This is a genomic window from Alkalibacter mobilis (assembly GCF_015594845.1).
GTDB classification, from domain to species: Bacteria; Bacillota; Clostridia; order Eubacteriales; family Alkalibacteraceae; genus Alkalibacter; species Alkalibacter mobilis.
Map to the genome: position 1 here is coordinate 176,318 of NZ_JADNRK010000003.1, position 18,285 is coordinate 194,602.

The window sequence follows — 18,285 nt, forward strand, 5'->3', positions numbered from 1 at the left end:
AGTGAGCGACGAGTACAATAAAGTATTACCGATTAATATCGAAGACGAAATGAAAAAATCCTACATCGATTATTCTATGAGCGTTATTGTAGGTAGAGCCCTTCCAGATGTCAGGGATGGATTGAAACCCGTACACAGAAGGATACTTTATGCAATGAGTGAGTTGGGAATGACACCTGAAAAACCTTACAGGAAATGTGCAAGGTTGGTCGGTGACGTTCTGGGTAAGTATCATCCTCACGGGGATACTGCGGTATATGACGCTATGGTAAGACTGGCACAGGATTTCTCTACAAGATACCCTCTTGTTAACGGACATGGAAACTTCGGATCCATTGACGGAGACGGTGCGGCGGCAATGAGGTATACGGAATCCAAAATGAGCAAGATATCCATGGAACTTCTGAGAGACATCAACAAGGACACTGTAGATTTTACTTTGAACTTTGATGAGACTCAAAAGGAACCGGTGGTGCTTCCGGCAAGATACCCGAACTTGCTGGTAAACGGATCATCCGGTATAGCTGTAGGAATGGCAACAAACATTCCTCCCCACAACCTTGGGGAAGTTATAGATGCGACTGTATATCAGATGGAAAATCCCGATTGCCACGTAAATGAACTTATGAATTTCATCAAAGGTCCTGATTTTCCTACCGGTGGAACAATACTGGGCAAGGATGGATTGAAATCCGCATACCTTACGGGACGGGGCAGGATCAAAGTCAGGGCAAAAGTCAATGTTGAGGAAATTTCTTCGTCAAAACAAAGAATAGTAATAACTGAAATTCCTTACATGGTCAACAAATCAAAGCTTGTTGAAAAAATTGCCGATTTGGTAAAAGAGAAAAAGATCGAAGGAATTTCCGATCTTAGAGACGAATCTGACAGAAACGGAATTAGAGTTGCCATAGATTTGAAGAGAGATGTAAATGCAGAAATCATCTTGAATCAATTATACAAACACACACAAATGCAGGAAACTTTCGGTGTGATTTTATTGGCTTTGGACAAAAATCAGCCCAAGGTCATGAATCTGAAAGAAATTCTTTCAAAATACATAGATCATCAAAAGGAAGTAATAATCAGAAGGACCCAGTTCGATCTGAATAAAGCCGAAGATCGGGCTCACATACTGGAAGGTTTGGTAATTGCGCTTGATAATATAGACCGGGTCATAAAGATAATAAGAGCATCGAAGAATGGCGAAGAAGCGAAGGTGGCCTTGATACAGGAATTCGCTCTTTCCGAAAAACAGGCTCAGGCCATACTGGATATGAGACTTCAAAGACTTACCGGACTTGAAAGAGAAAAAATAGAAGCTGAATATCAGGAGCTTTTGTTGAGAATTGCAGAGTTGAAAGAAATTCTTGCCAGTGAAGAAAAAATTATAGGCGTAATAAAAGAGGAAATCACAGAAATAAAAGAAAAATACAATGACGAAAGAAGAACTTCTTTCGAAGTTGATTACGATGACATAAGCATGGAGGATCTCATAGAAGAAGAAGACGTGGTCATCACCATGACCCACGTGGGATATGTAAAGAGAATATCGGCAGATACCTATACGGCTCAAAAAAGAGGTGGAAAAGGAATAACAGCCCTTTCAACCAGAGACAATGACTTTGTAAAGCATCTGTTCACGACAACGACACATCATTACATCCTGTTCTTCACCAACAAGGGCAAGGTTTACAGGCTAAAGGCTTATGAAATACCTGATGCCTCAAGAACTGCCAGAGGTACCGCCATCGTCAATATAATCCAATTGGATGAAGACGAAAAAGTAACCACCGTAATTCCGATCAAGGAATTCAGTGAAAACTGGTACCTTACAATGGCAACAAAAAAGGGTATAATCAAGAAAACCGATTTGAAGGATTACGACAGCTCAAGAAAATCCGGACTTTTGGCCATAAATCTTAACGAAGACGACGAATTGATAGGGGTCAAACTGACTGACGGTACCAAGGAGATCATAATGGGAACAAAAGATGGTTATGCCATAAGGTTCTCGGAAAATGATGTAAGGGCAGTAGGAAGGACCGCCATAGGAGTCAGGGGCATATTCTTGAGAGAAGAAGACGAAGTTGTAGGTATGGATCTGGTGGACGAGAATTTATTCGTATTGACCGTTTCGGAAAATGGTTACGGAAAGATAACACCGGAATCAGAATATAGACTTCAAAATCGTGGCGGAAAAGGGATTCAAACTTACAAAATAACTTCAAAAACCGGACAGCTGGTTGGAATAATGGTTTGCAGGAAAGATCAGGAAGTAATGATGATCAACAATCAGGGGATCGTCATAAGGCTTGAGATATCCGGAATATCCGTTATGGGAAGAAGTACTCAGGGTGTAAGATTGATGAAACTTGACAAAACGGAAAAAATTGTCACCATCACCCAGGTTATTAGTGAAGAGGAAATCGAAGAAATAGAAATATAATACATTATCTCCACCTTTTATGGTGGAGATTTTATTTTGGGTCATGGTTTGATTGATTTTAGTTTATTCAAATGATAGAATTGTCTTTAATCAAAAATGCCAAAGGAGCATATAAAATATGGGTAGTAGAACCTATGAATTTTCTCCGGATTTTGTAATTGTTGGAATCCATGGACTTAGCGACTTGGACGCAATTGAAAAAACCGTCGATCAGATAATCGAGAAAAAAATAGTAGGACCTGAGTATAAGGATGCAATAATAGGCAGGGAAAAAACTTATCCCACGGGCCTTCCAACAAAGGGTCAGGGCGTAGCAATGCCCCATACCGACGGGGAATTCGTGAATGTTGAAAGTTTTTTTGTTTCTGTTCTTAATAAACCCGTATACTTTAAAGAAATGGGCAATTCAAGAAACACGGTAAAAGTAAGGATACTTTTCATTCCCATAATGAAAAATTCCAAGTCTCAACTTGAGATGTTGCAAGTCATAGTGAACTTGATACAAAATGAAACACTTGTTGATCAAATAGCAAATGAAAAAGATCCGAAAGAAGTTTATGATATTATATCCAAAGAAATTGAAAAAATGGAATTTGAATTTTAAAAACGGAGGTCATGACAATGAACGTAAAAATATCACCGTCGATCCTTGGGGCGGATTTTGGGAATCTTGAAAGTCAGATAAGAGAGGTTGAGGCTTGTAATGTGGAGATGTTGCATATTGATGTAATGGACGGCAATTTTGTGCCAAACATTGCTTTTGGCCCAGACCAGGTTAAAATGCTAAGAAAAGTATCCGATCTACCCTTTGACGTACACCTTATGATAAATAATCCCGATCTGCTGATACCAAGGTTTGCAGAAGCAGGTTCAGACATAATTGTGGTGCATCAGGAGGCTACCGTTCATCTGCACAGGACTTTGAAGCTGATCCAGTCTTTTGGAATAAAAGCGGGAGTGTCCCTTACGCCGGCAACTTCCATAGAAACCCTGAGGTACGTTCTGGATGAAGTGGACATGATCCTTTTGATGACTGTAAATCCGGGTTATGGTGGTCAATCTTTTATACCCAAGAGCCTGGACAAGATAAGGGATCTGAGTGAAATGACAAAAGGATTGGACATAGATATTCAAGTGGACGGTGGGATCAACCTTGAAACTGCGCCAAAGGTGGTTGAAGCCGGGGCAAATGTACTGGTTGCCGGATCTTTCACTTTCAAGGGAGATGTAAGTGAAAATATCCGTATGCTCAGAGAAAGTGTAAAAATTTGATATCTTTCCAGTGGTTATAAAATCATGGATAAATATTAACTATAATCTTGATAAATTACGAAAAATCAAGATTATAAGGTTCAAAAATGTATATTTATTCTATAGGTTATGGTATAATGAAAAACTGATAAAACTTTTGGGAAATGGGAAAGAGTTGGATCAATAATTTAGGGGGTTTAAAAATGAAAAAAAATATTTTGATTTTAGTTGCGTTGTTACTATCAGCACTATTTATGTTCGCAGGATGTGGTGCCAGTTCGGCATCTTCAAACGAAACTCTAGTTGTAGGTGTGGACGATTCTTATCCGCCGATGGAATACAGAGATGAAAACAATGAATTGGTTGGTTTTGACGTTGCGATGGCAAAAGCATTGGTTGAAAAAATGGACATGGACATCGAGTTTAAATCCACCGCTTGGGATGGGATTTTTCAAGGACTTGAAACCCAGAGTTACGACGTTATCATTTCGTCAGTAAGTATAACGCCAAAGCGTATGGAAACTTTTATATTTTCTGATCCTTACTTGGCAAACGGTCAGGTAATAGTTGTAAAACCTGGTGATGCATCCGTTCAAAAGCCTGAAGATCTTGAAGGCAAGAGTGTTGGTGTGCAAATAGGAACTACTGCGGATACTGCTGTTGAAAAATACATGGAAGACATCGAAATCAATCTTATAAAATACGACGAAATAATACAGACTTTTTCTGCCATGAAAGCTGGTTATGTGGACTACATCGTAGTTGATTACCCTGTTGCCATCGAGTACGTTGGAAATGATCCGGATAGTTTTGAAATTTCATCCACTCAATTAACAAACGAGCCTATCGGTGTGTGCATCAGAAAAGACGACACTGAACTTCAAAGCAAAATCAACGCAGCATTGGCTGAACTTAGAGAAGAAGGAACTCTAAAAGAAATTTCCATCGAATGGTTGAAAGACGATTATACTTCAAACATAGACACAGAACTTAATGTCATAGAATAGAAATGATCATAAGCTTGTATTGGCTTCGCCTTGCAAGCTTATTTAAATCAGTAAAGGGAAGGAAGATTGAATTGTTGACAATACCTCAGGTGATGGCGCTTGTAGATGGTACTATATTGACCATGCAACTTACATTGATCGGCATAACCGCAGGAATAGTTTTAGGGGTGCTTCTTGCATTGGGCAGGATATCTAAAAGCCGGATACTCAATGGAATTACTTGGGTTTATGTATGGGCATTCAGAGGAACTCCATTGTTGATGCAGCTGTTTATAATAGTTTATGCAGTTCCGTTGTTTACTTTGGACTTATTCGGCTTTCCGTTAAGATTACCCATATTGGCTGCTGCTGCAGTTGCCTACTCTTTGAACTCGGCTGCATATCTGGCGGAGATAATAAGAGCGGGAATACAATCCATCGACAAGGGTCAGATGGAAGCATCAAAAGCCCTGGGAATGAGTTACTATCAGGCGATGTTCAAGATAATTATTCCTCAGGCTTATCGAAGATTGATACCGCCTGTTGGAAACGAGCTTATAATGCTTTTGAAGGATACCTCTTTGGTGGCATCCATAGGATTATTCGATGTATTGCGTACCACAAGTCAGATGACAAATGCCACAGGTAAAGCATTTTACTATATTTATGCAGCGATCATATACTTGTTCTTCACTACCATAATTCAAGTAGTTTTTGACAAGGTAGAGAAGAAGTATTCGATTTACGATTAGGAGTGTCTTTTATGATAAAGTTAGAAAATGTTTATAAATCTTTTGGTGATTTGGAAGTTTTAAAGGATATAAATCTGGAAGTCAAGTCCGGCGAGGTAGTTTGCGTAATTGGTCCAAGTGGTTCTGGAAAAAGCACCATGCTCAGATGTTTGAACCAATTGGAGAGGATCACAAGCGGAAAGATATACATAGACGGGGAATTGGCCGATGAAAGAGAAATGGGAAAAGACTTGAAGGAAATCCCCCCTGAGAAAGTACAGGAATTGTGTACTGAGCTGGGAATGGTATTTCAGAGGTTCAATCTCTTTCCACATCTGACTGTTTTGGAAAACATTACCATCGCTCCCAAGATAGTAAGAAAAAAACAAGAATCCGAAATCAAAAAGATTGCTTTGGATCTTTTGAAGCTTGTTGGATTGGAAGATAAAAAGGATGAATATCCTTCAAGACTTTCAGGCGGTCAGCAGCAGAGAGTGGCAATAGCCAGAGCTCTTGCAATGCAACCAAAGATCATGTTGTTTGATGAACCTACATCAGCGTTGGATCCTGAACTTGTAGGGGAAGTTCTTGAAGTTATGAAGAAACTGGCCAAAGACGGAATGACGATGATAGTTGTGACCCACGAAATGGGTTTTGCAAAAGAGGTTGGAACCAGAGTCATTTTCATGGATGAGGGAAGAATCATCGAAGAAGGAGATCCCAAGGTGATTTTCGATTCTCCAAAAGAGGATAGAACTAAATCATTTCTTAAAAAAATTCTATAATTAAAAACGAGTCCTTGGATCGATCGAAGGGACTCGTTTTATTTTGAGATAGATTTCCAATACTGAACTGAACAAACTAAGAAATTATTTAAATACAAAAAAATTAGATTGAATCAAATTTAAGGGGGTATTATATTAGAGTAAATCGAAGGGGGTGGATGAATGGTAGATCAAAGCAGGGAAAAGGCACCGGGTTTTAGTTTAAAGGATGCAGAGGGACAACTTCACAAACTTGACGACTACTTGGGAAAAAAGGTTGTTCTTTATTTTTATCCAAAGGACAATACTTCTGGATGTACCGATGAAGCTTTGCAATTCAAAGATCTGTACGACGAGTTTAAGGACAACAACACGGTTATTATAGGAATCAGCAAGGATTCCGAAAAATCTCACCGGAATTTCATAGACAAATATGACCTGCCTTTTATACTTCTCAGCGACCCTGAGCTTGAAGCCATTAAAGGATACGATGTCTGGAAACTTAAAAAAATGTATGGAAAAGAGTATTACGGAATAGTAAGAAGCACATTTGTCATTGATGAACAAGGTTATATTGCAGAAAAATTTTTGAATGTTAAAGTAAAAAATCATGGGGATGAAGTAAAAAAATGCATTTTGAGCATCTAGCAAGCAATTAAAGGGGAAACCCTTTAAATATATTTAATTTAAGGAGGAAATTATTATGCAAAAATACGAATGTACAATCTGTGGTTATATTTACGATCCGGCCGAGGGAGACCCGGACAATGGAGTAGCTCCAGGTACCGCTTTTGAAGATATCCCAAATGATTGGGTATGCCCTTTGTGCGGAGCAACTAAAGATGATTTTCAACCAGTTGATTAATTGGTTATAAACCCCGCAAGGGGTTTTTTTACGTTAAGATTCAATATGCCCCGTAAAAATGGTATAATGACTTATCATGTTGCAAAGGAAGATATTATGGTTAGAATCAATGTGGAAAAGATTAAACAGGCTGTGTATGACAGTTTTTTAGAAATCAACTGCAAGCTGTCGCAAGATGTTACAGAGGCGATCTGTACAGGGTTTGAAAGTGAAGAGTCTCCCATAGGCAGAGCTATTTTTGACGATATTTTAAAGAACAACTCCATTGCTTTGGAAAAGCAAATTCCGATCTGTCAGGATACGGGAATGGCCGTAGTATGGGTAAAGGCAGGCCAAGAAGTTGCGCTGGTGGGAGGGAATTTGAACGATGCCATCAATCAGGGCGTGAGAGAGGCCTATAAAGACGGCTATTTCAGAAATTCCATAGTTTCTGATCCGTTGAACAGGATAAACACCAAAGACAACACCCCGGCTGTGATACATTATGAAATCGTAGAGGGAAATCATGTGGAGATAATCGTCAGCGCCAAAGGATTTGGAAGTGAAAACATGAGCTCTTTGAAGATGCTAAAGCCGTCTGACGGATTGAAGGGTGTCATTGACTTCATTGTTGAAACGGTGACAAATGCTGGACCCAATGCTTGTCCGCCCTTTTTTATAGGAGTGGGAATAGGTGGAACTATGGAAAAATGTGCTCTAATGTCAAAACAGGCTCTGATGAGAGACGTATCAAAGAGAAATGCCGACCCCTTTTACGAAAAATTGGAAAAAGATCTTATAAAGACATTGAATGGTTTGGGTATAGGACCCATGGGCCTTGGTGGAACTTCAACCGTCCTCGGGTTGAATATAGAAGTATTTCCAACCCACATAGCAGGATTGCCTGTTGCAGTCAATATGTGTTGCCATGTAAACAGGCATGCAAAAACAGTTATAAGGGGGGAGATATATGACTAAGATCAGGATAGACCTTCCTCTAGATGTAGAAAAAATAGCAAATCTAAAGTCAGGAGACAGTGTGCTCATAAGTGGTACTATCTATACTGCAAGAGATGCAGCCCATAAAAGAATGATCGAAGAACTTAATGAAGGGAAAACTTTGCCAGTCGATCTGAAAAATCAGACCATTTATTATGCAGGTCCATGTCCGCCAAAACCCGGAGACATAATCGGATCCATAGGACCTACAACATCAGGCAGGATGGACGCATACGCTCCGATCCTTTTGGACAAAGGGCTTAAAGGGATGATAGGCAAAGGTTACAGGGACAAAACTGTAATAGATGCAATAATCAAGAACAAGGCCGTATATTTCGGTGCAGTTGGAGGTGCTGGGGCCCTTTTGAAGGAGAGCGTCGTTTCCGTTGAAATCGTAGCCTACGAAGATTTGGGCACTGAAGCCATAAGAAAGTTGGAAGTAAAAGATTTTCCTGCAGTGGTAATTATCGATTCAAAAGGAAACAATCTTTACGAAACAGAGAAATCAAAATATAGAAAATCTACGGAGGATCGAAATTGGGGATAAAAGCAAAAGAAGTTATAAGAAGAGATTCAATGAGTGTGAAGGCTTTGCTATTTATAATGGCATTGTTGATAGGATTCCAGTACGGGTATGCATTTATAATCGAGAGGGCGGATGAGAGTTACTTGACATGGATAACCGGAGCGGCAACTGCCATAAGCCTGGCTATAACCTTTGTTATTATAAGAAAAATAGTACCTTGGTATCAAGTCGAATTGGTAGACAAAAAACTGGTTGTTTCCAAATCGATGTTCGTTAAACCGAGAAAAATCAGAGAGATACCAGTATCTGAAATCGTAGAGATCAAAACCATAAATGAGATCGAGAGCCTGAAAGGAAAAAAAATAGATTACACCATATTCGGGATCAAGGAAAAGTCCAAATACTTCATAGTATGGAATAATAAAGGGAAAAATACTTTGGTGATGCTTCAACTGAGTGAAGGATTTTTAAACAAAGTAAACAAAGAGATCGAAAGAACCAAAAAGGTAAAAAAATAAAAAGAGAGGGTGACCCTCTCTTTTGCCAGATCAGAAGAATCTATATAAGCGCATCTATAAGCGCTACGTATTCTTCCTTGCTTTTTGCGCCAACTTCTCTTTTTACCTCTTCGCCGTCTTTAAAGAACAAGATGGTAGGAATGCTCATCACCCGGTACTTCATGGCAAGAGAACGGTTGTCATCTACATTAAGCTTGGCAACTTTGGCCACTCCCTCAAATTCTTCGGCAAGTTCGTTGACTATGGGTATAACCATTTGGCAAGGTCCGCACCATTCAGCCCAAAAGTCGATCATCACGGGAATTTTGGAATTGATTACTTCCTCTTCAAAATTTTCTTCATCCAAAATAACTACGTAGTTATCTGACATAACTCAAACCCCTTTCGTATTGTTAATGTATTTATTACCCTGATAAACATGCGATAATCATATATATTTTAAGGGCAATTATGAATTATATCATAAAAATTGAAGGTAGACTAAAACCTTTGTGTTAAATAACTTTTGGAGAGTACCATGAAAAATCAATTAATGAAAAATATCGAGGAAAAGGAAAATTACGTAAAATTTCACATGCCTGGGCACAAGGGAAAGTCCTTTAGCAGGCTGGGATGGGAGAGGTACGATACTACCGAGATATGGGGAACGGACAATCTAAATGATCCGAGATCAGAAATTTTGGTATTGGAAGAAGATATTGCAAAAACTTATGGGGTCGAGAAGAGTTTAATAACAATAAATGGAAGTACATGCGGAATAATGGCATCGATCATGGGTGCATTTGATCCCGGAGACAAGATCCTGATACCGAGAAATGCCCATAAAAGCGTATACAGCGCCTTATATTACGGGAGATTGAACCCTGAATACTTTGATCCATCGTTTGACGGGATCTTTGGATTTCCCATAGGGCTGAACCTGGACAAATTGGATGAAAGGCTTGGTTGCATCAAAGATATAAAGGGGATGGTAGTGACCTATCCTACCTACTATGGGACCTGTGATGACTTGACAAGGCTATCGGATATCTGTCAAAAACACGATGTAATATTGATAGTAGATGAAGCTCATGGAGCTCATCTGAAATTTAGCGGATCTTACCCGATTTCAGCAGTAGATGTTTTGTCAGATATCGTGGTGCACAGCACACACAAGACATTGCCGTCGCTTAATCAAGGTGCAGTAGTTCATATAAATTCACGTAGAGTCAGTGAAAAAAGGATCAGAAAACATTTGTCAATGTTACAAACCAGCAGCCCATCCTACCCCATCATTCTTTCAGTGGCATCGTCGATAAACTGGATGAAGATGCATGGGAAGGAGAAACTTAATCAAATTCAGATGATGTACGACGAATTGCGATCTTCCCTTAAATCAAGTCCCTTTGAAATGATCAGGGATCACATAGAACCAGAAGTTTTTGGTTGGGACAAGAGCAAAATTTGGTTGAGTACTGGAGGACTGAAAAATTTAGGAAGTCTATTGACCAAAAATCACCACATAGAAGTTGAATTTGATGACGCCAGGTCTATACTGGCCATGGCGGGAATGGGGACGGAAATGGAAGACGGTAAAAGGTTGCTGGAAGCATTAAAGAGCATTGCCGACGAAAACTGCAACATTTTTACAAGACCAAAATGCATCCCTGAATCCGTATCTTATCCACCTTACGGGAAAAAGGCCATGGAATTGTGGGAAGTGGAAAAAAGAAATAAAATCAGGATCGTGGAAGCAGCAGGGAAAATATCTGCTGATTTCATAACGCCTTATCCACCAGGAATACCATTGGTGTGTCCCGGAGAAATAATCACGGATGAGGCGGTGGAATTCATACGATCATTAAGGCAAGATCAGATAATGGGAATGGATAGTCAAGGAAGAGTAGATATTTGCGAGGAGTAGATTCGATGAATAAGGGAAAACTGATTGTGATAGAGGGAGTAGACGGAAGCGGCAAGGAGACTCAGAGCAAATTGCTGTTTGAAAAATTAATCAAAAAAAATTATTCCGTAATGAGGCTGTCGTATCCAAGGTATGAAAAGGAAAGTTCAGCGTTGGTGAAAATGTATCTGAGGGGAGACTTTGGGAAAGATCCAGACAGTGTGAGTCCGTATATTTCGTCAACTTTTTTTGCAGCAGATAGATATGCGTCATTCAAGACGGAATATGAAGAGTTTTACAACAACGGAGGAATAGTCATTGCAGACAGATATACAACTTCAAACATGATGCATCAAGGCGGAAAGATAAAAGATCCTGATGAAAGAAACGAATTTTTAAGTTGGTTGTGGGACTACGAATTCAATCTTTATAAGATACCTGTTCCCGACAAAGTGTTTTTTTTGAATCTGCCCCCAAAAGACAGTATGGATAGAATTAAAAATAGAAAAAACAAGATAACGCAGATGGATACGAAGGACATCCATGAACAAAATGAAGAGCATATAATAAATGCTTACAATGTTGCCTGTGAGATTTCGAAGCGTTATGGATGGGATGAGATATTTTGCCTGGAAGGCGGATATAACAGAACAATCGAAGAAATCAATGAAGAGATATACAAAAAATTAACAGATTTATGGTGATTGAAATGTTTGAAGAAATTTACGGCAACGAAATTAATAAGGAGATCTTAGCAAAGAGCGTTGAAGAAAAAAAGTTTAGTCATGCTTACCTTTTTGCCGGTCCAAAGGGAACTCAAAAGATGAAGACCGCATTGGAATTTGCCATGTCCATGTTTTGCAGGGAGGAAACTGATAAGCCTTGCAGAAAATGTTCTCAATGCATCAAAATAATAAAAGGGAATCATCCTGATGTACATATAATCGAGACACTGGAAGACGCCACTTCCATCAAGATAAGCCAGATAAGGGGAATGCAGAAAAATATTTCTCTGAAACCCTATGAAGGGGATATGAAATTATACATAATAAATCAATGCGAAACCATGGGAGATCCGGCCCAGAATTCAATATTGAAGGTTTTGGAGGAGCCGGAATCAGGAACGGTAATAATACTTGTGGCAAACAGTAAAAGCAGCATACTCCCTACGATCCTTTCAAGGTGTCAAATTTTAAATTTTGCCCCCATGCCACAAGAGAGCTTTATTAAAACCATGAAGAAAGTAAAGAATTTAAACGAAGAAGACAGCAGATTTTTATTTCATCTGACTCAGGGCAAAATTGGAGAAGCCCTGGATGCCGTTGAAAACCCTGAAAAACAGGAGAACTACAAAATGATCGTTTCAATAATGGATAAGATCGCCAATGGCAATTTTGAGAATATTTTTAATCTTTCCAAGTTTGTCAAGGAAAGAAAGATGGCAGATATTGCCGTTACGGATTATCTTTTGATTTATTTTAGAAATAAATTGGAGGAAATACTCAAAAATGAGGCTTGCGCAAATACGGATTATTTAAACATAGAGAAGATTAATGATATAATAGAGAAGATAATCGACTTTCAGTCGAATACAAAAATAAATTTGAATATGTCATTGCAGATCGAAAATCTGCTTTTGAGAATACAGGAGGAATAGAATGGTAAATGTAGTAGGCGTCAGATTTAAAAAAGCCGGTAAAATATACTACTTCGATCCACACAATTTAAAGTTGGAAAAAGACGACAATGTAATAGTCGAAACGGCCAGAGGTCTTGAGTACGGTCTTGTGGTATTAAACGATAAAAATGTTGAGGATCACGAAATAGTATCTCCAATAAAACCTGTCATAAGAAAGGCTACACCAAAGGACGACCTTATTTTCGAAAAGAATAAGGAAAAAGCTGCTGAAGCTTTGGAAATATGCAAACAAAAAGTGGAAGAGCACAAATTGGACATGAAGCTCATCGACGTAGAATATACTTTTGACAACAACAAGGTGATATTTTATTTTACGGCTGACGGAAGAGTAGATTTCAGAGATCTGGTCAAGGATTTGGCTGCTATTTTCAAAATAAGGATAGAGCTTAGACAAATCGGTGTGCGTGATGAAGCAAAAATGCTGGGCGGCCTGGGTCCTTGTGGCATAGGCCTGTGTTGCTCAAAATGGTTGGGAGATTTTCAGCCGGTTTCGATCAAAATGGCAAAAGAACAGAATCTCTCTTTAAATCCGACCAAGATTTCAGGGATCTGCGGAAGACTTTTGTGCTGCCTTAAATATGAACAGGATTTTTATGAAGAGATCAATAATAAACTTCCCTCTCAGGGGCAGTCTGTGATCACCAAAGAGGGCAAGGGCATCGTATTTAAAGTGAATGTGCTGAGGGAGACTGTAACAGTAAAGTTGGAAGGCGAGGACGAGCCGGTTTTGAAAGAATATCATCTTGAAGAAATAAAACTTCCTCAAAACGGATGCAAAAAAAATTGCGGCAAACATAAAAACAAAAGTAGCGCCAGCGAAACTGAAAGCCTGACGGATGAGGAAAAAAGAGAATTAAGACAGCTTGATGAAAAATAATAATTGTTAAAAAAATAGTTTATTGTTATTGTTATTTGGTATATAATGTTTTTGTCAACCAATCACATATTAGGAGGTGAAAATTATGGCATATGTTATCAATAATGATTGCATTTCATGCGGTGCTTGCGAGCCAGAATGTCCAGTAGACGCTATAAGCGAAGGTGATGGAATATACGTAATTGACGGAAGTCTATGTATAGACTGTGGGGCTTGTGCGGATGTTTGTCCGGTAGACGCTCCACAACCGGAATAAGAAATTTAAAAAACCTCTGTTCAGGGGTTTTTTTATTTTAGAAAAATCTTATCAACATATCAACACAGTTTGTGTATATATGTTGATAAGTGAAGGTTTTTTGTTGAAAAACAGGGTAAAAACCTTAAAACTTATCCACAAAGTGTTAACAAAACAGAGTTAAATGTGGATAGACGACCATATTTGGTATAGAACATATGTTACATACAAGATATAAACTAAAATACGTACGAAAGCAGAGGATATTGTGGAAAAGTTCTTGGTCAAAGAGCATGAAAGAGTGGATAACCTGCATATCTGTGGATTAAAAATAATTCAAAATGAAAATTTTTTTAGATATGGGACGGATGCCGTCCTTTTGTCCTGGATGGCAGGCAATAAGATATCAGATGGTGCAAAGATAGCTGACTTGGGCACCGGCAGTGGAATAATACCCATTTTGTTGGCCGGATCAAAGAATGTAATGGTCCACGGATTGGAATTACAAGAGAACGTAGCAGATATGGCACAAAGAAGCATCAAGCTCAACGGACTTGTGGATAAAATAAAAATATTTGAAGGCGATATAAAAAATCCACCCATCGAAATGCAAAAACACACTTATGACATTGTTGTCACGAACCCTCCCTATATGACTGGCCAGGGAGGGCTGAAAAACAAAAACATTGAAAAAACGATCTCGAGACATGAGATGTTTTGTTCCTTGGAGGATGTTTTGGCAGCAGCCAAGGGACTTCTTAAGACTAAGGGAAGGTTTTTTATGGTGCATAGGCCTCAGCGGATGGTGGGTATCTTTTGTGCCATGAGAAACAATAAAATTGAACCTAAAAGACTTATAATGGTCAAGCCCCACGCCAACAAGCTTCCAAATATGATCTTGATCGAGGGAATAAAAGAAGCAGGGCCGGGAATACTGATGGAAGAAGATATTGTTGTATACAATGCCGATGGCGGATATACAAGTCAAATCCTTGAGATTTACGGGAAATAGAAACCGGCTATCTAGACAATAGCCGGGCATTTTTTTGAATGGGATCTATTTGTGACGATTTTCCAGTTCTTTCATAATGTCATCCATGGTGACACCACACTCCACCAATAGAACTGTCAAATGATACAAAAGATCGGAAGCTTCATATACCAGTTCTTCTTTTGAATCATTTTTAGCTGCGATGATAGTTTCTGCGGACTCTTCTCCCACTTTTTTCAGGATTTTGTCCACGCCTTTTTCGAACAGATATTGGGTGTATGAACCTTCCTTGGGATTTTTCTTTCTGTCCATGATGATTTCATATAATTTATACAGCATGTTTCGATCTGCCATATTGCCTTCTCCAGAGAGATTTCTGTAAAAACAGCTGTAGTTACCGGTATGGCAACTGGGGCCTGTCGGATCAACTTTCACTAAGAGCGTGTCCTCGTCGCAATCGTAATCTATGGAAACTACATTTTGCACGTTTCCCGATGTTTCACCTTTGTTCCATAATTTTTGTCTGCTCCTGCTGTAAAACCAGGTGGTTTTTGTTTCGAGAGTCTTTTCCAATGACTCTTGATTCATATACGCCATCATCAAGACTTCCGATGTCTTGGCGTCTTGAACTATGGCAGGGATAAGCCCCTTTTCATCGAATTTAAGCGAATCGATATTCATATCAAGCATCTCCTAACAGGTATATTTTCTTTAAACAGGTATTCCTTAAGATCGGATATGGCAATTTCTCTGTAATGAAAGACTGAAGCGGCCAGGGCTGCATCGGCTCCGCATTTGAGTACTTCACTGAAATCCTCCATTTTTCCTGCACCACCGGAAGCAATTACGGGTATGGTCAGGGTCTTTGAAAGAAGCTGATTCAATTTGATATCAAATCCTTCTTTGACTCCGTCCGCATCGATGGAATTGATGCAGATCTCGCCTGCTCCCAGCTGTTGACCTCTTTTAGCCCATTCTATGGCATCTATCCCGGTATTTTCTCTTCCGCCCTTTACGTACACATCCCAGGAACCCTTGGAATTTCTTTTAGCGTCTATGGAAAGAACCACACATTGGCTTCCGAATCTTAGTGCGGCTTCCTTTATCAAATCAGGGTTGGCAACAGCGGCTGAATTGACGGAAACCTTGTCTGCACCTGCCAGAAGAACTTTTCTAAAATCTTCAGTTGTCCTGATACCACCGCCGATGGTAAATGGTATATTTACATTAGCCGCAACACTCTCAACTATGTGTATGAAAATATCACGGTTCTCATGTGATGCAGTTATATCGTAAAAAACCAGTTCATCAGCACATTCTTTTGAATAAAACTTGCCCAGTTCTACAGGATCTGCCACATCTTTTATCCCTTCGAACTTTTTTCCTTTTACAACTCTACCTTTGTCCACGTCGAGACATGGGATTATTCGTTTCGTAAGCATGGTTTTACCTGGCCTTTCCCGACAAGGCGTTTATTTCTTCCATAGTAAGGGTTCCTTCATAAAGAGCCTTTCCCGTGATGGCTCCGTAGAGACCGAGATTTGAAAGATCTTCTATATTTTTTATGCTTGCCACGCCTCCAGAAGCGATAATGTCGATCCCAAGTGACTTGTTGAGAAGATCCAGCATTTCCAAATTTGGTCCGCTGAGCATGCCGTCTCGTGAAATATCCGTATATACGATCGTCTTTACTCCAGCATTTTTGAGACTTTCGCAAAAGGGCATCACTTTTGTGTCGCTTGTTTCAACCCAACCCTTTATTGCAACGTAGTCTCCCTTGGCATCGACGGATACAGCGATCTTTCCGGGAAATTTTTCGCATAGGTCCCTTACAAAGTCTATATTTTCTACTGCACTGGTTCCGAGTATTACTCTGTCGACTCCGGATTCAAGGTATTTTTCAACCGTCTCAAGAGTCCTAATACCACCGCCGATTTCCACAGGTATTTTTATGCTTTCGACAATGTTTTTGACAAGATCCATGTTAGTCTGCTGTCCGGTAAAGGCACCATCCAGATCCACTACGTGAAGATACTTGGCACCTTTCTCTTCCCACATCTTGGCAACAAAGACCGGATCGTCGTAATAAGCGGTTTCTTGGTCGATAAGGCCTTGTTTCAGCCTTACGCATTTGCCATTTTTTATATCGATAGCTGGCAAAACAATCATTTGATCAGCTCCTTAAAATTTTCTAAAAGTTTTATGCCCGTTGTACTGCTTTTTTCCGGGTGAAACTGCATACCAATTATGTTGTCTCTGCAAACTACGGCCGGTACGCGTACGCCGTAGTCAGTATAGAGTAGGACGTCTTCAAAAAATTTGGGATCCAGGTGGTATGAGTGTACGAAATATACGTATTCACCTTCATTTATGTTTTTGACAAGTGGATGAACCTTGTTTATGTGAAGCTCGTTCCATCCCATGTGCGGAACTTTCAATCCCTCTTTGAATTTGACGATCTCACCTTTTAGAAGACCTAAACCTTCCCATTCGCCATCTTCATGGCTTTTCTCAAATAGAAGTTGCATTCCAAGGCAGATGCCCAGTATGGGTTTGCCTTTTTTCACATTTTCAATTATGACCTTGTCGAGGCCTGTTTCTTTCAAATGCAGCATGGCATCGTTGAATGCCCCGACTCCGGGAAGGATGATGGCATCGCTATTGTCAATCTCGTCTTTGGCGCCGGTGATGATGGCATCCATATCAAGATGTTTCAGTGCATTGTACACATTCATGAGATTTCCGACACCGTAATCTATTATTGCTATCATGCTATTCCTCCTCTAAAGCATTCCTTTTGTTGATGGAATTTCATTTGAATCCTTGTCGATGGATACTGCTTCTTTCAGGGCTCGGCCCAAAGACTTGAAAATAGATTCTATTATGTGGTGATCATTTGATCCGTACAAAGTATTTACATGAAGAGTGGTGCCGGAGTTGATTGCAAAAGCGTACAAAAATTCTTTAAGCATCTCCGTTTCGAAATCCCCCACCTTCTCCCGGGTAAGATCCACGTTGAAAACCAGATAACCTCTGCCGCTCAAGTCAAGGGTGGTCCTGGTGAGAGCTTCATCCATGGGACAATAAAAATTTCCGTAGCGCTTGATCCCCCTCTTGTCTCCCAAAGCGGTTTTAAGGCAGGTACCCAGGACTATCCCCATATCTTCAACGGAGTGGTGGGTATCCACATATAAATCTCCGCTGCAAGTCATTTCAAGGCTTAAATCCCCGTGTTTTGCAAAAAGATTGAGCATGTGGTCAAAAAAACCGATACCTGTGTTACCGGCAAAGCCTCCTTTACCGTCAATATCCAGGGTGCAGTCTATGGTTGTTTCACCTGTAGTTCTTTCGATCGTTGAACTTCTCATCATAAGGCTCCTCGTATTATAAGAGTATAGCTAATAATCACAGCTATATTCTTATTTATTTTTGTTAAAGAATATCCTAATGCTACAATAACCATATAGGTTGTTAGCGAAGGTTTGAGCTTACGCTCCTTGCAAAGCATATGCTGTTGCTTAGAAAGCTTGCTC

At 39.7% G+C, this 18,285-nt stretch carries 23 protein-coding genes; 17 read left to right on the top strand and 6 right to left on the bottom strand.

The window, feature by feature from the left end; translation table 11 throughout:
- Nucleotide 1: 1 nt before the first annotated feature.
- From gyrA to IWB18_RS03025, 11 genes are all read left to right on the top strand, one after another.
- Nucleotides 2-2,449 (top strand): DNA gyrase subunit A, encoded by a 2,448-nt coding sequence (gene gyrA, locus IWB18_RS02975; RefSeq protein ID WP_195682111.1) that lies wholly within the window; start codon nt 2-4, stop codon nt 2,447-2,449.
- Nucleotides 2,450-2,567: 118 nt separating this feature from the next.
- Nucleotides 2,568-3,053, top strand: a complete 486-nt coding sequence (locus IWB18_RS02980; RefSeq protein WP_195682112.1) for a PTS sugar transporter subunit IIA — start codon at nt 2,568-2,570, stop codon at nt 3,051-3,053.
- A gap of 17 nt (nt 3,054-3,070) precedes the next feature.
- Complete coding sequence (gene rpe / locus IWB18_RS02985) at nt 3,071-3,721, top strand: ribulose-phosphate 3-epimerase (RefSeq protein ID WP_195682113.1); 651 nt, start codon at nt 3,071-3,073, stop codon at nt 3,719-3,721.
- Between the two features lie 182 nt (nt 3,722-3,903).
- Nucleotides 3,904-4,707 carry a basic amino acid ABC transporter substrate-binding protein gene (locus IWB18_RS02990; RefSeq protein WP_195682114.1) on the top strand — a complete coding sequence of 268 codons (804 nt, stop codon included), beginning with the start codon at nt 3,904-3,906 and terminating at the stop codon, nt 4,705-4,707.
- A 92-nt stretch (nt 4,708-4,799) separates the two neighbouring features.
- Nucleotides 4,800-5,438, top strand: a complete 639-nt coding sequence (locus tag IWB18_RS02995) for an amino acid ABC transporter permease (protein WP_195682115.1) — start codon at nt 4,800-4,802, stop codon at nt 5,436-5,438.
- Nucleotides 5,439-5,449: 11 nt separating this feature from the next.
- Nucleotides 5,450-6,202, top strand: coding sequence for an amino acid ABC transporter ATP-binding protein (locus tag IWB18_RS03000; RefSeq protein ID WP_195682116.1), 753 nt, complete (start codon nt 5,450-5,452; stop codon nt 6,200-6,202).
- A gap of 162 nt (nt 6,203-6,364) precedes the next feature.
- On the top strand, nt 6,365-6,829 hold the full coding sequence (locus tag IWB18_RS03005) for a peroxiredoxin (RefSeq protein ID WP_195682117.1): 465 nt from the start codon (nt 6,365-6,367) through the stop codon (nt 6,827-6,829).
- A gap of 55 nt (nt 6,830-6,884) precedes the next feature.
- Nucleotides 6,885-7,046 (top strand): rubredoxin, encoded by a 162-nt coding sequence (rd, locus tag IWB18_RS03010; RefSeq protein WP_195682118.1) that lies wholly within the window; start codon nt 6,885-6,887, stop codon nt 7,044-7,046.
- 96 nt (nt 7,047-7,142) lie between these two features.
- The gene (locus tag IWB18_RS03015; RefSeq protein WP_195682119.1) at nt 7,143-8,003 is read left to right on the top strand and encodes a fumarate hydratase; all 861 of its coding nucleotides are present in this window, start codon (nt 7,143-7,145) and stop codon (nt 8,001-8,003) included.
- Nucleotides 7,996-8,571 carry a Fe-S-containing hydro-lyase gene (locus tag IWB18_RS03020; protein WP_195682120.1) on the top strand — a complete coding sequence of 192 codons (576 nt, stop codon included), beginning with the start codon at nt 7,996-7,998 and terminating at the stop codon, nt 8,569-8,571. The genes IWB18_RS03015 and IWB18_RS03020 overlap by 8 nt, the downstream gene beginning before the upstream one ends.
- Nucleotides 8,562-9,068, top strand: coding sequence for a hypothetical protein (locus tag IWB18_RS03025; protein WP_195682121.1), 507 nt, complete (start codon nt 8,562-8,564; stop codon nt 9,066-9,068). Before IWB18_RS03020 ends, IWB18_RS03025 begins: the two co-directional genes overlap by 10 nt.
- A 40-nt stretch (nt 9,069-9,108) precedes the next feature.
- Here IWB18_RS03025 and trxA read toward each other — a convergent pair whose 3' ends face one another.
- Entirely contained in the window at nt 9,109-9,438 is a 330-nt protein-coding gene (gene trxA / locus IWB18_RS03030) for a thioredoxin (protein WP_195682122.1), read from the bottom strand.
- A 147-nt stretch (nt 9,439-9,585) separates the two neighbouring features.
- On the opposite strand from trxA, the gene IWB18_RS03035 reads away from it, so the two are divergent.
- From IWB18_RS03035 to IWB18_RS03060, 6 genes are all read left to right on the top strand, one after another.
- Nucleotides 9,586-10,971 carry an aminotransferase class I/II-fold pyridoxal phosphate-dependent enzyme gene (locus IWB18_RS03035; RefSeq protein WP_195682123.1) on the top strand — a complete coding sequence of 462 codons (1,386 nt, stop codon included), beginning with the start codon at nt 9,586-9,588 and terminating at the stop codon, nt 10,969-10,971.
- 5 nt (nt 10,972-10,976) lie between these two features.
- Entirely contained in the window at nt 10,977-11,654 is a 678-nt protein-coding gene (locus IWB18_RS03040; protein WP_195682124.1) for a dTMP kinase, read from the top strand.
- 5 nt (nt 11,655-11,659) lie between these two features.
- Nucleotides 11,660-12,607 (top strand): DNA polymerase III subunit delta', encoded by a 948-nt coding sequence (holB, locus tag IWB18_RS03045; protein ID WP_195682125.1) that lies wholly within the window; start codon nt 11,660-11,662, stop codon nt 12,605-12,607.
- Nucleotide 12,608: 1 nt separating this feature from the next.
- Nucleotides 12,609-13,526 carry a PSP1 domain-containing protein gene (locus IWB18_RS03050; RefSeq protein ID WP_195682126.1) on the top strand — a complete coding sequence of 306 codons (918 nt, stop codon included), beginning with the start codon at nt 12,609-12,611 and terminating at the stop codon, nt 13,524-13,526.
- Between the two features lie 85 nt (nt 13,527-13,611).
- Nucleotides 13,612-13,782 carry a 4Fe-4S binding protein gene (locus tag IWB18_RS03055; protein ID WP_195682127.1) on the top strand — a complete coding sequence of 57 codons (171 nt, stop codon included), beginning with the start codon at nt 13,612-13,614 and terminating at the stop codon, nt 13,780-13,782.
- 247 nt (nt 13,783-14,029) lie between these two features.
- Nucleotides 14,030-14,773 (top strand): tRNA1(Val) (adenine(37)-N6)-methyltransferase, encoded by a 744-nt coding sequence (locus IWB18_RS03060; protein WP_195682128.1) that lies wholly within the window; start codon nt 14,030-14,032, stop codon nt 14,771-14,773.
- Nucleotides 14,774-14,818: 45 nt separating this feature from the next.
- On the opposite strand, the gene hisIE is transcribed toward IWB18_RS03060, so the two are convergent.
- Genes hisIE through hisB form a run of 5 tightly spaced genes read right to left on the bottom strand, consistent with a single transcriptional unit; the run spans nt 14,819 to nt 18,123 of the window.
- Nucleotides 14,819-15,433 (bottom strand): bifunctional phosphoribosyl-AMP cyclohydrolase/phosphoribosyl-ATP diphosphatase HisIE, encoded by a 615-nt coding sequence (gene hisIE / locus IWB18_RS03065; RefSeq protein ID WP_207740727.1) that lies wholly within the window; start codon nt 15,431-15,433, stop codon nt 14,819-14,821.
- Nucleotides 15,430-16,194: an imidazole glycerol phosphate synthase subunit HisF gene (hisF, locus tag IWB18_RS03070; protein ID WP_195682130.1), complete on the bottom strand. Its 765-nt coding sequence runs from the start codon at nt 16,192-16,194 to the stop codon at nt 15,430-15,432. The genes hisIE and hisF overlap by 4 nt, the downstream gene beginning before the upstream one ends.
- A gap of 4 nt (nt 16,195-16,198) precedes the next feature.
- Nucleotides 16,199-16,921: a 1-(5-phosphoribosyl)-5-[(5-phosphoribosylamino)methylideneamino]imidazole-4-carboxamide isomerase gene (gene hisA / locus IWB18_RS03075; protein ID WP_195682131.1), complete on the bottom strand. Its 723-nt coding sequence runs from the start codon at nt 16,919-16,921 to the stop codon at nt 16,199-16,201.
- Nucleotides 16,918-17,523 (bottom strand): imidazole glycerol phosphate synthase subunit HisH, encoded by a 606-nt coding sequence (hisH, locus tag IWB18_RS03080; protein ID WP_195682132.1) that lies wholly within the window; start codon nt 17,521-17,523, stop codon nt 16,918-16,920. The genes hisA and hisH overlap by 4 nt, the downstream gene beginning before the upstream one ends.
- A gap of 12 nt (nt 17,524-17,535) precedes the next feature.
- Nucleotides 17,536-18,123 carry an imidazoleglycerol-phosphate dehydratase HisB gene (gene hisB / locus IWB18_RS03085; protein ID WP_269747895.1) on the bottom strand — a complete coding sequence of 196 codons (588 nt, stop codon included), beginning with the start codon at nt 18,121-18,123 and terminating at the stop codon, nt 17,536-17,538.
- Nucleotides 18,124-18,285: the final 162 nt, after the last annotated feature.

Excerpts from the sequence above, each read along its gene's own strand:
- IWB18_RS03035 (WP_195682123.1), top strand. The coding sequence starts at position 9,586 with ATGAAAAATCAATTAATGAAAAATATCGAGGAAAAGGAAAATTACGTA.
- IWB18_RS03000 (WP_195682116.1), top strand. The coding sequence starts at position 5,450 with ATGATAAAGTTAGAAAATGTTTATAAATCTTTTGGTGATTTGGAAGTT.
- IWB18_RS03050 (WP_195682126.1), top strand. The coding sequence starts at position 12,609 with ATGGTAAATGTAGTAGGCGTCAGATTTAAAAAAGCCGGTAAAATATAC.
- IWB18_RS02995 (WP_195682115.1), top strand. The coding sequence starts at position 4,800 with ATGGCGCTTGTAGATGGTACTATATTGACCATGCAACTTACATTGATC.
- IWB18_RS03015 (WP_195682119.1), top strand. The coding sequence starts at position 7,143 with ATGGTTAGAATCAATGTGGAAAAGATTAAACAGGCTGTGTATGACAGT.
- IWB18_RS03055 (WP_195682127.1), top strand. The coding sequence starts at position 13,612 with ATGGCATATGTTATCAATAATGATTGCATTTCATGCGGTGCTTGCGAG.
- hisIE (WP_207740727.1), bottom strand. The coding sequence starts at position 15,433 with ATGAATATCGATTCGCTTAAATTCGATGAAAAGGGGCTTATCCCTGCC.
- holB (WP_195682125.1), top strand. The coding sequence starts at position 11,660 with ATGTTTGAAGAAATTTACGGCAACGAAATTAATAAGGAGATCTTAGCA.
- IWB18_RS03020 (WP_195682120.1), top strand. The coding sequence starts at position 7,996 with ATGACTAAGATCAGGATAGACCTTCCTCTAGATGTAGAAAAAATAGCA.
- hisB (WP_269747895.1), bottom strand. The coding sequence starts at position 18,123 with ATGATGAGAAGTTCAACGATCGAAAGAACTACAGGTGAAACAACCATA.
- rpe (WP_195682113.1), top strand. The coding sequence starts at position 3,071 with ATGAACGTAAAAATATCACCGTCGATCCTTGGGGCGGATTTTGGGAAT.
- rd (WP_195682118.1), top strand. The coding sequence starts at position 6,885 with ATGCAAAAATACGAATGTACAATCTGTGGTTATATTTACGATCCGGCC.
- IWB18_RS03040 (WP_195682124.1), top strand. The coding sequence starts at position 10,977 with ATGAATAAGGGAAAACTGATTGTGATAGAGGGAGTAGACGGAAGCGGC.
- hisH (WP_195682132.1), bottom strand. The coding sequence starts at position 17,523 with ATGATAGCAATAATAGATTACGGTGTCGGAAATCTCATGAATGTGTAC.
- IWB18_RS02990 (WP_195682114.1), top strand. The coding sequence starts at position 3,904 with ATGAAAAAAAATATTTTGATTTTAGTTGCGTTGTTACTATCAGCACTA.
- IWB18_RS03005 (WP_195682117.1), top strand. The coding sequence starts at position 6,365 with ATGGTAGATCAAAGCAGGGAAAAGGCACCGGGTTTTAGTTTAAAGGAT.
- hisA (WP_195682131.1), bottom strand. The coding sequence starts at position 16,921 with ATGATTGTTTTGCCAGCTATCGATATAAAAAATGGCAAATGCGTAAGG.
- IWB18_RS02980 (WP_195682112.1), top strand. The coding sequence starts at position 2,568 with ATGGGTAGTAGAACCTATGAATTTTCTCCGGATTTTGTAATTGTTGGA.
- trxA (WP_195682122.1), bottom strand. The coding sequence starts at position 9,438 with ATGTCAGATAACTACGTAGTTATTTTGGATGAAGAAAATTTTGAAGAG.
- hisF (WP_195682130.1), bottom strand. The coding sequence starts at position 16,194 with ATGCTTACGAAACGAATAATCCCATGTCTCGACGTGGACAAAGGTAGA.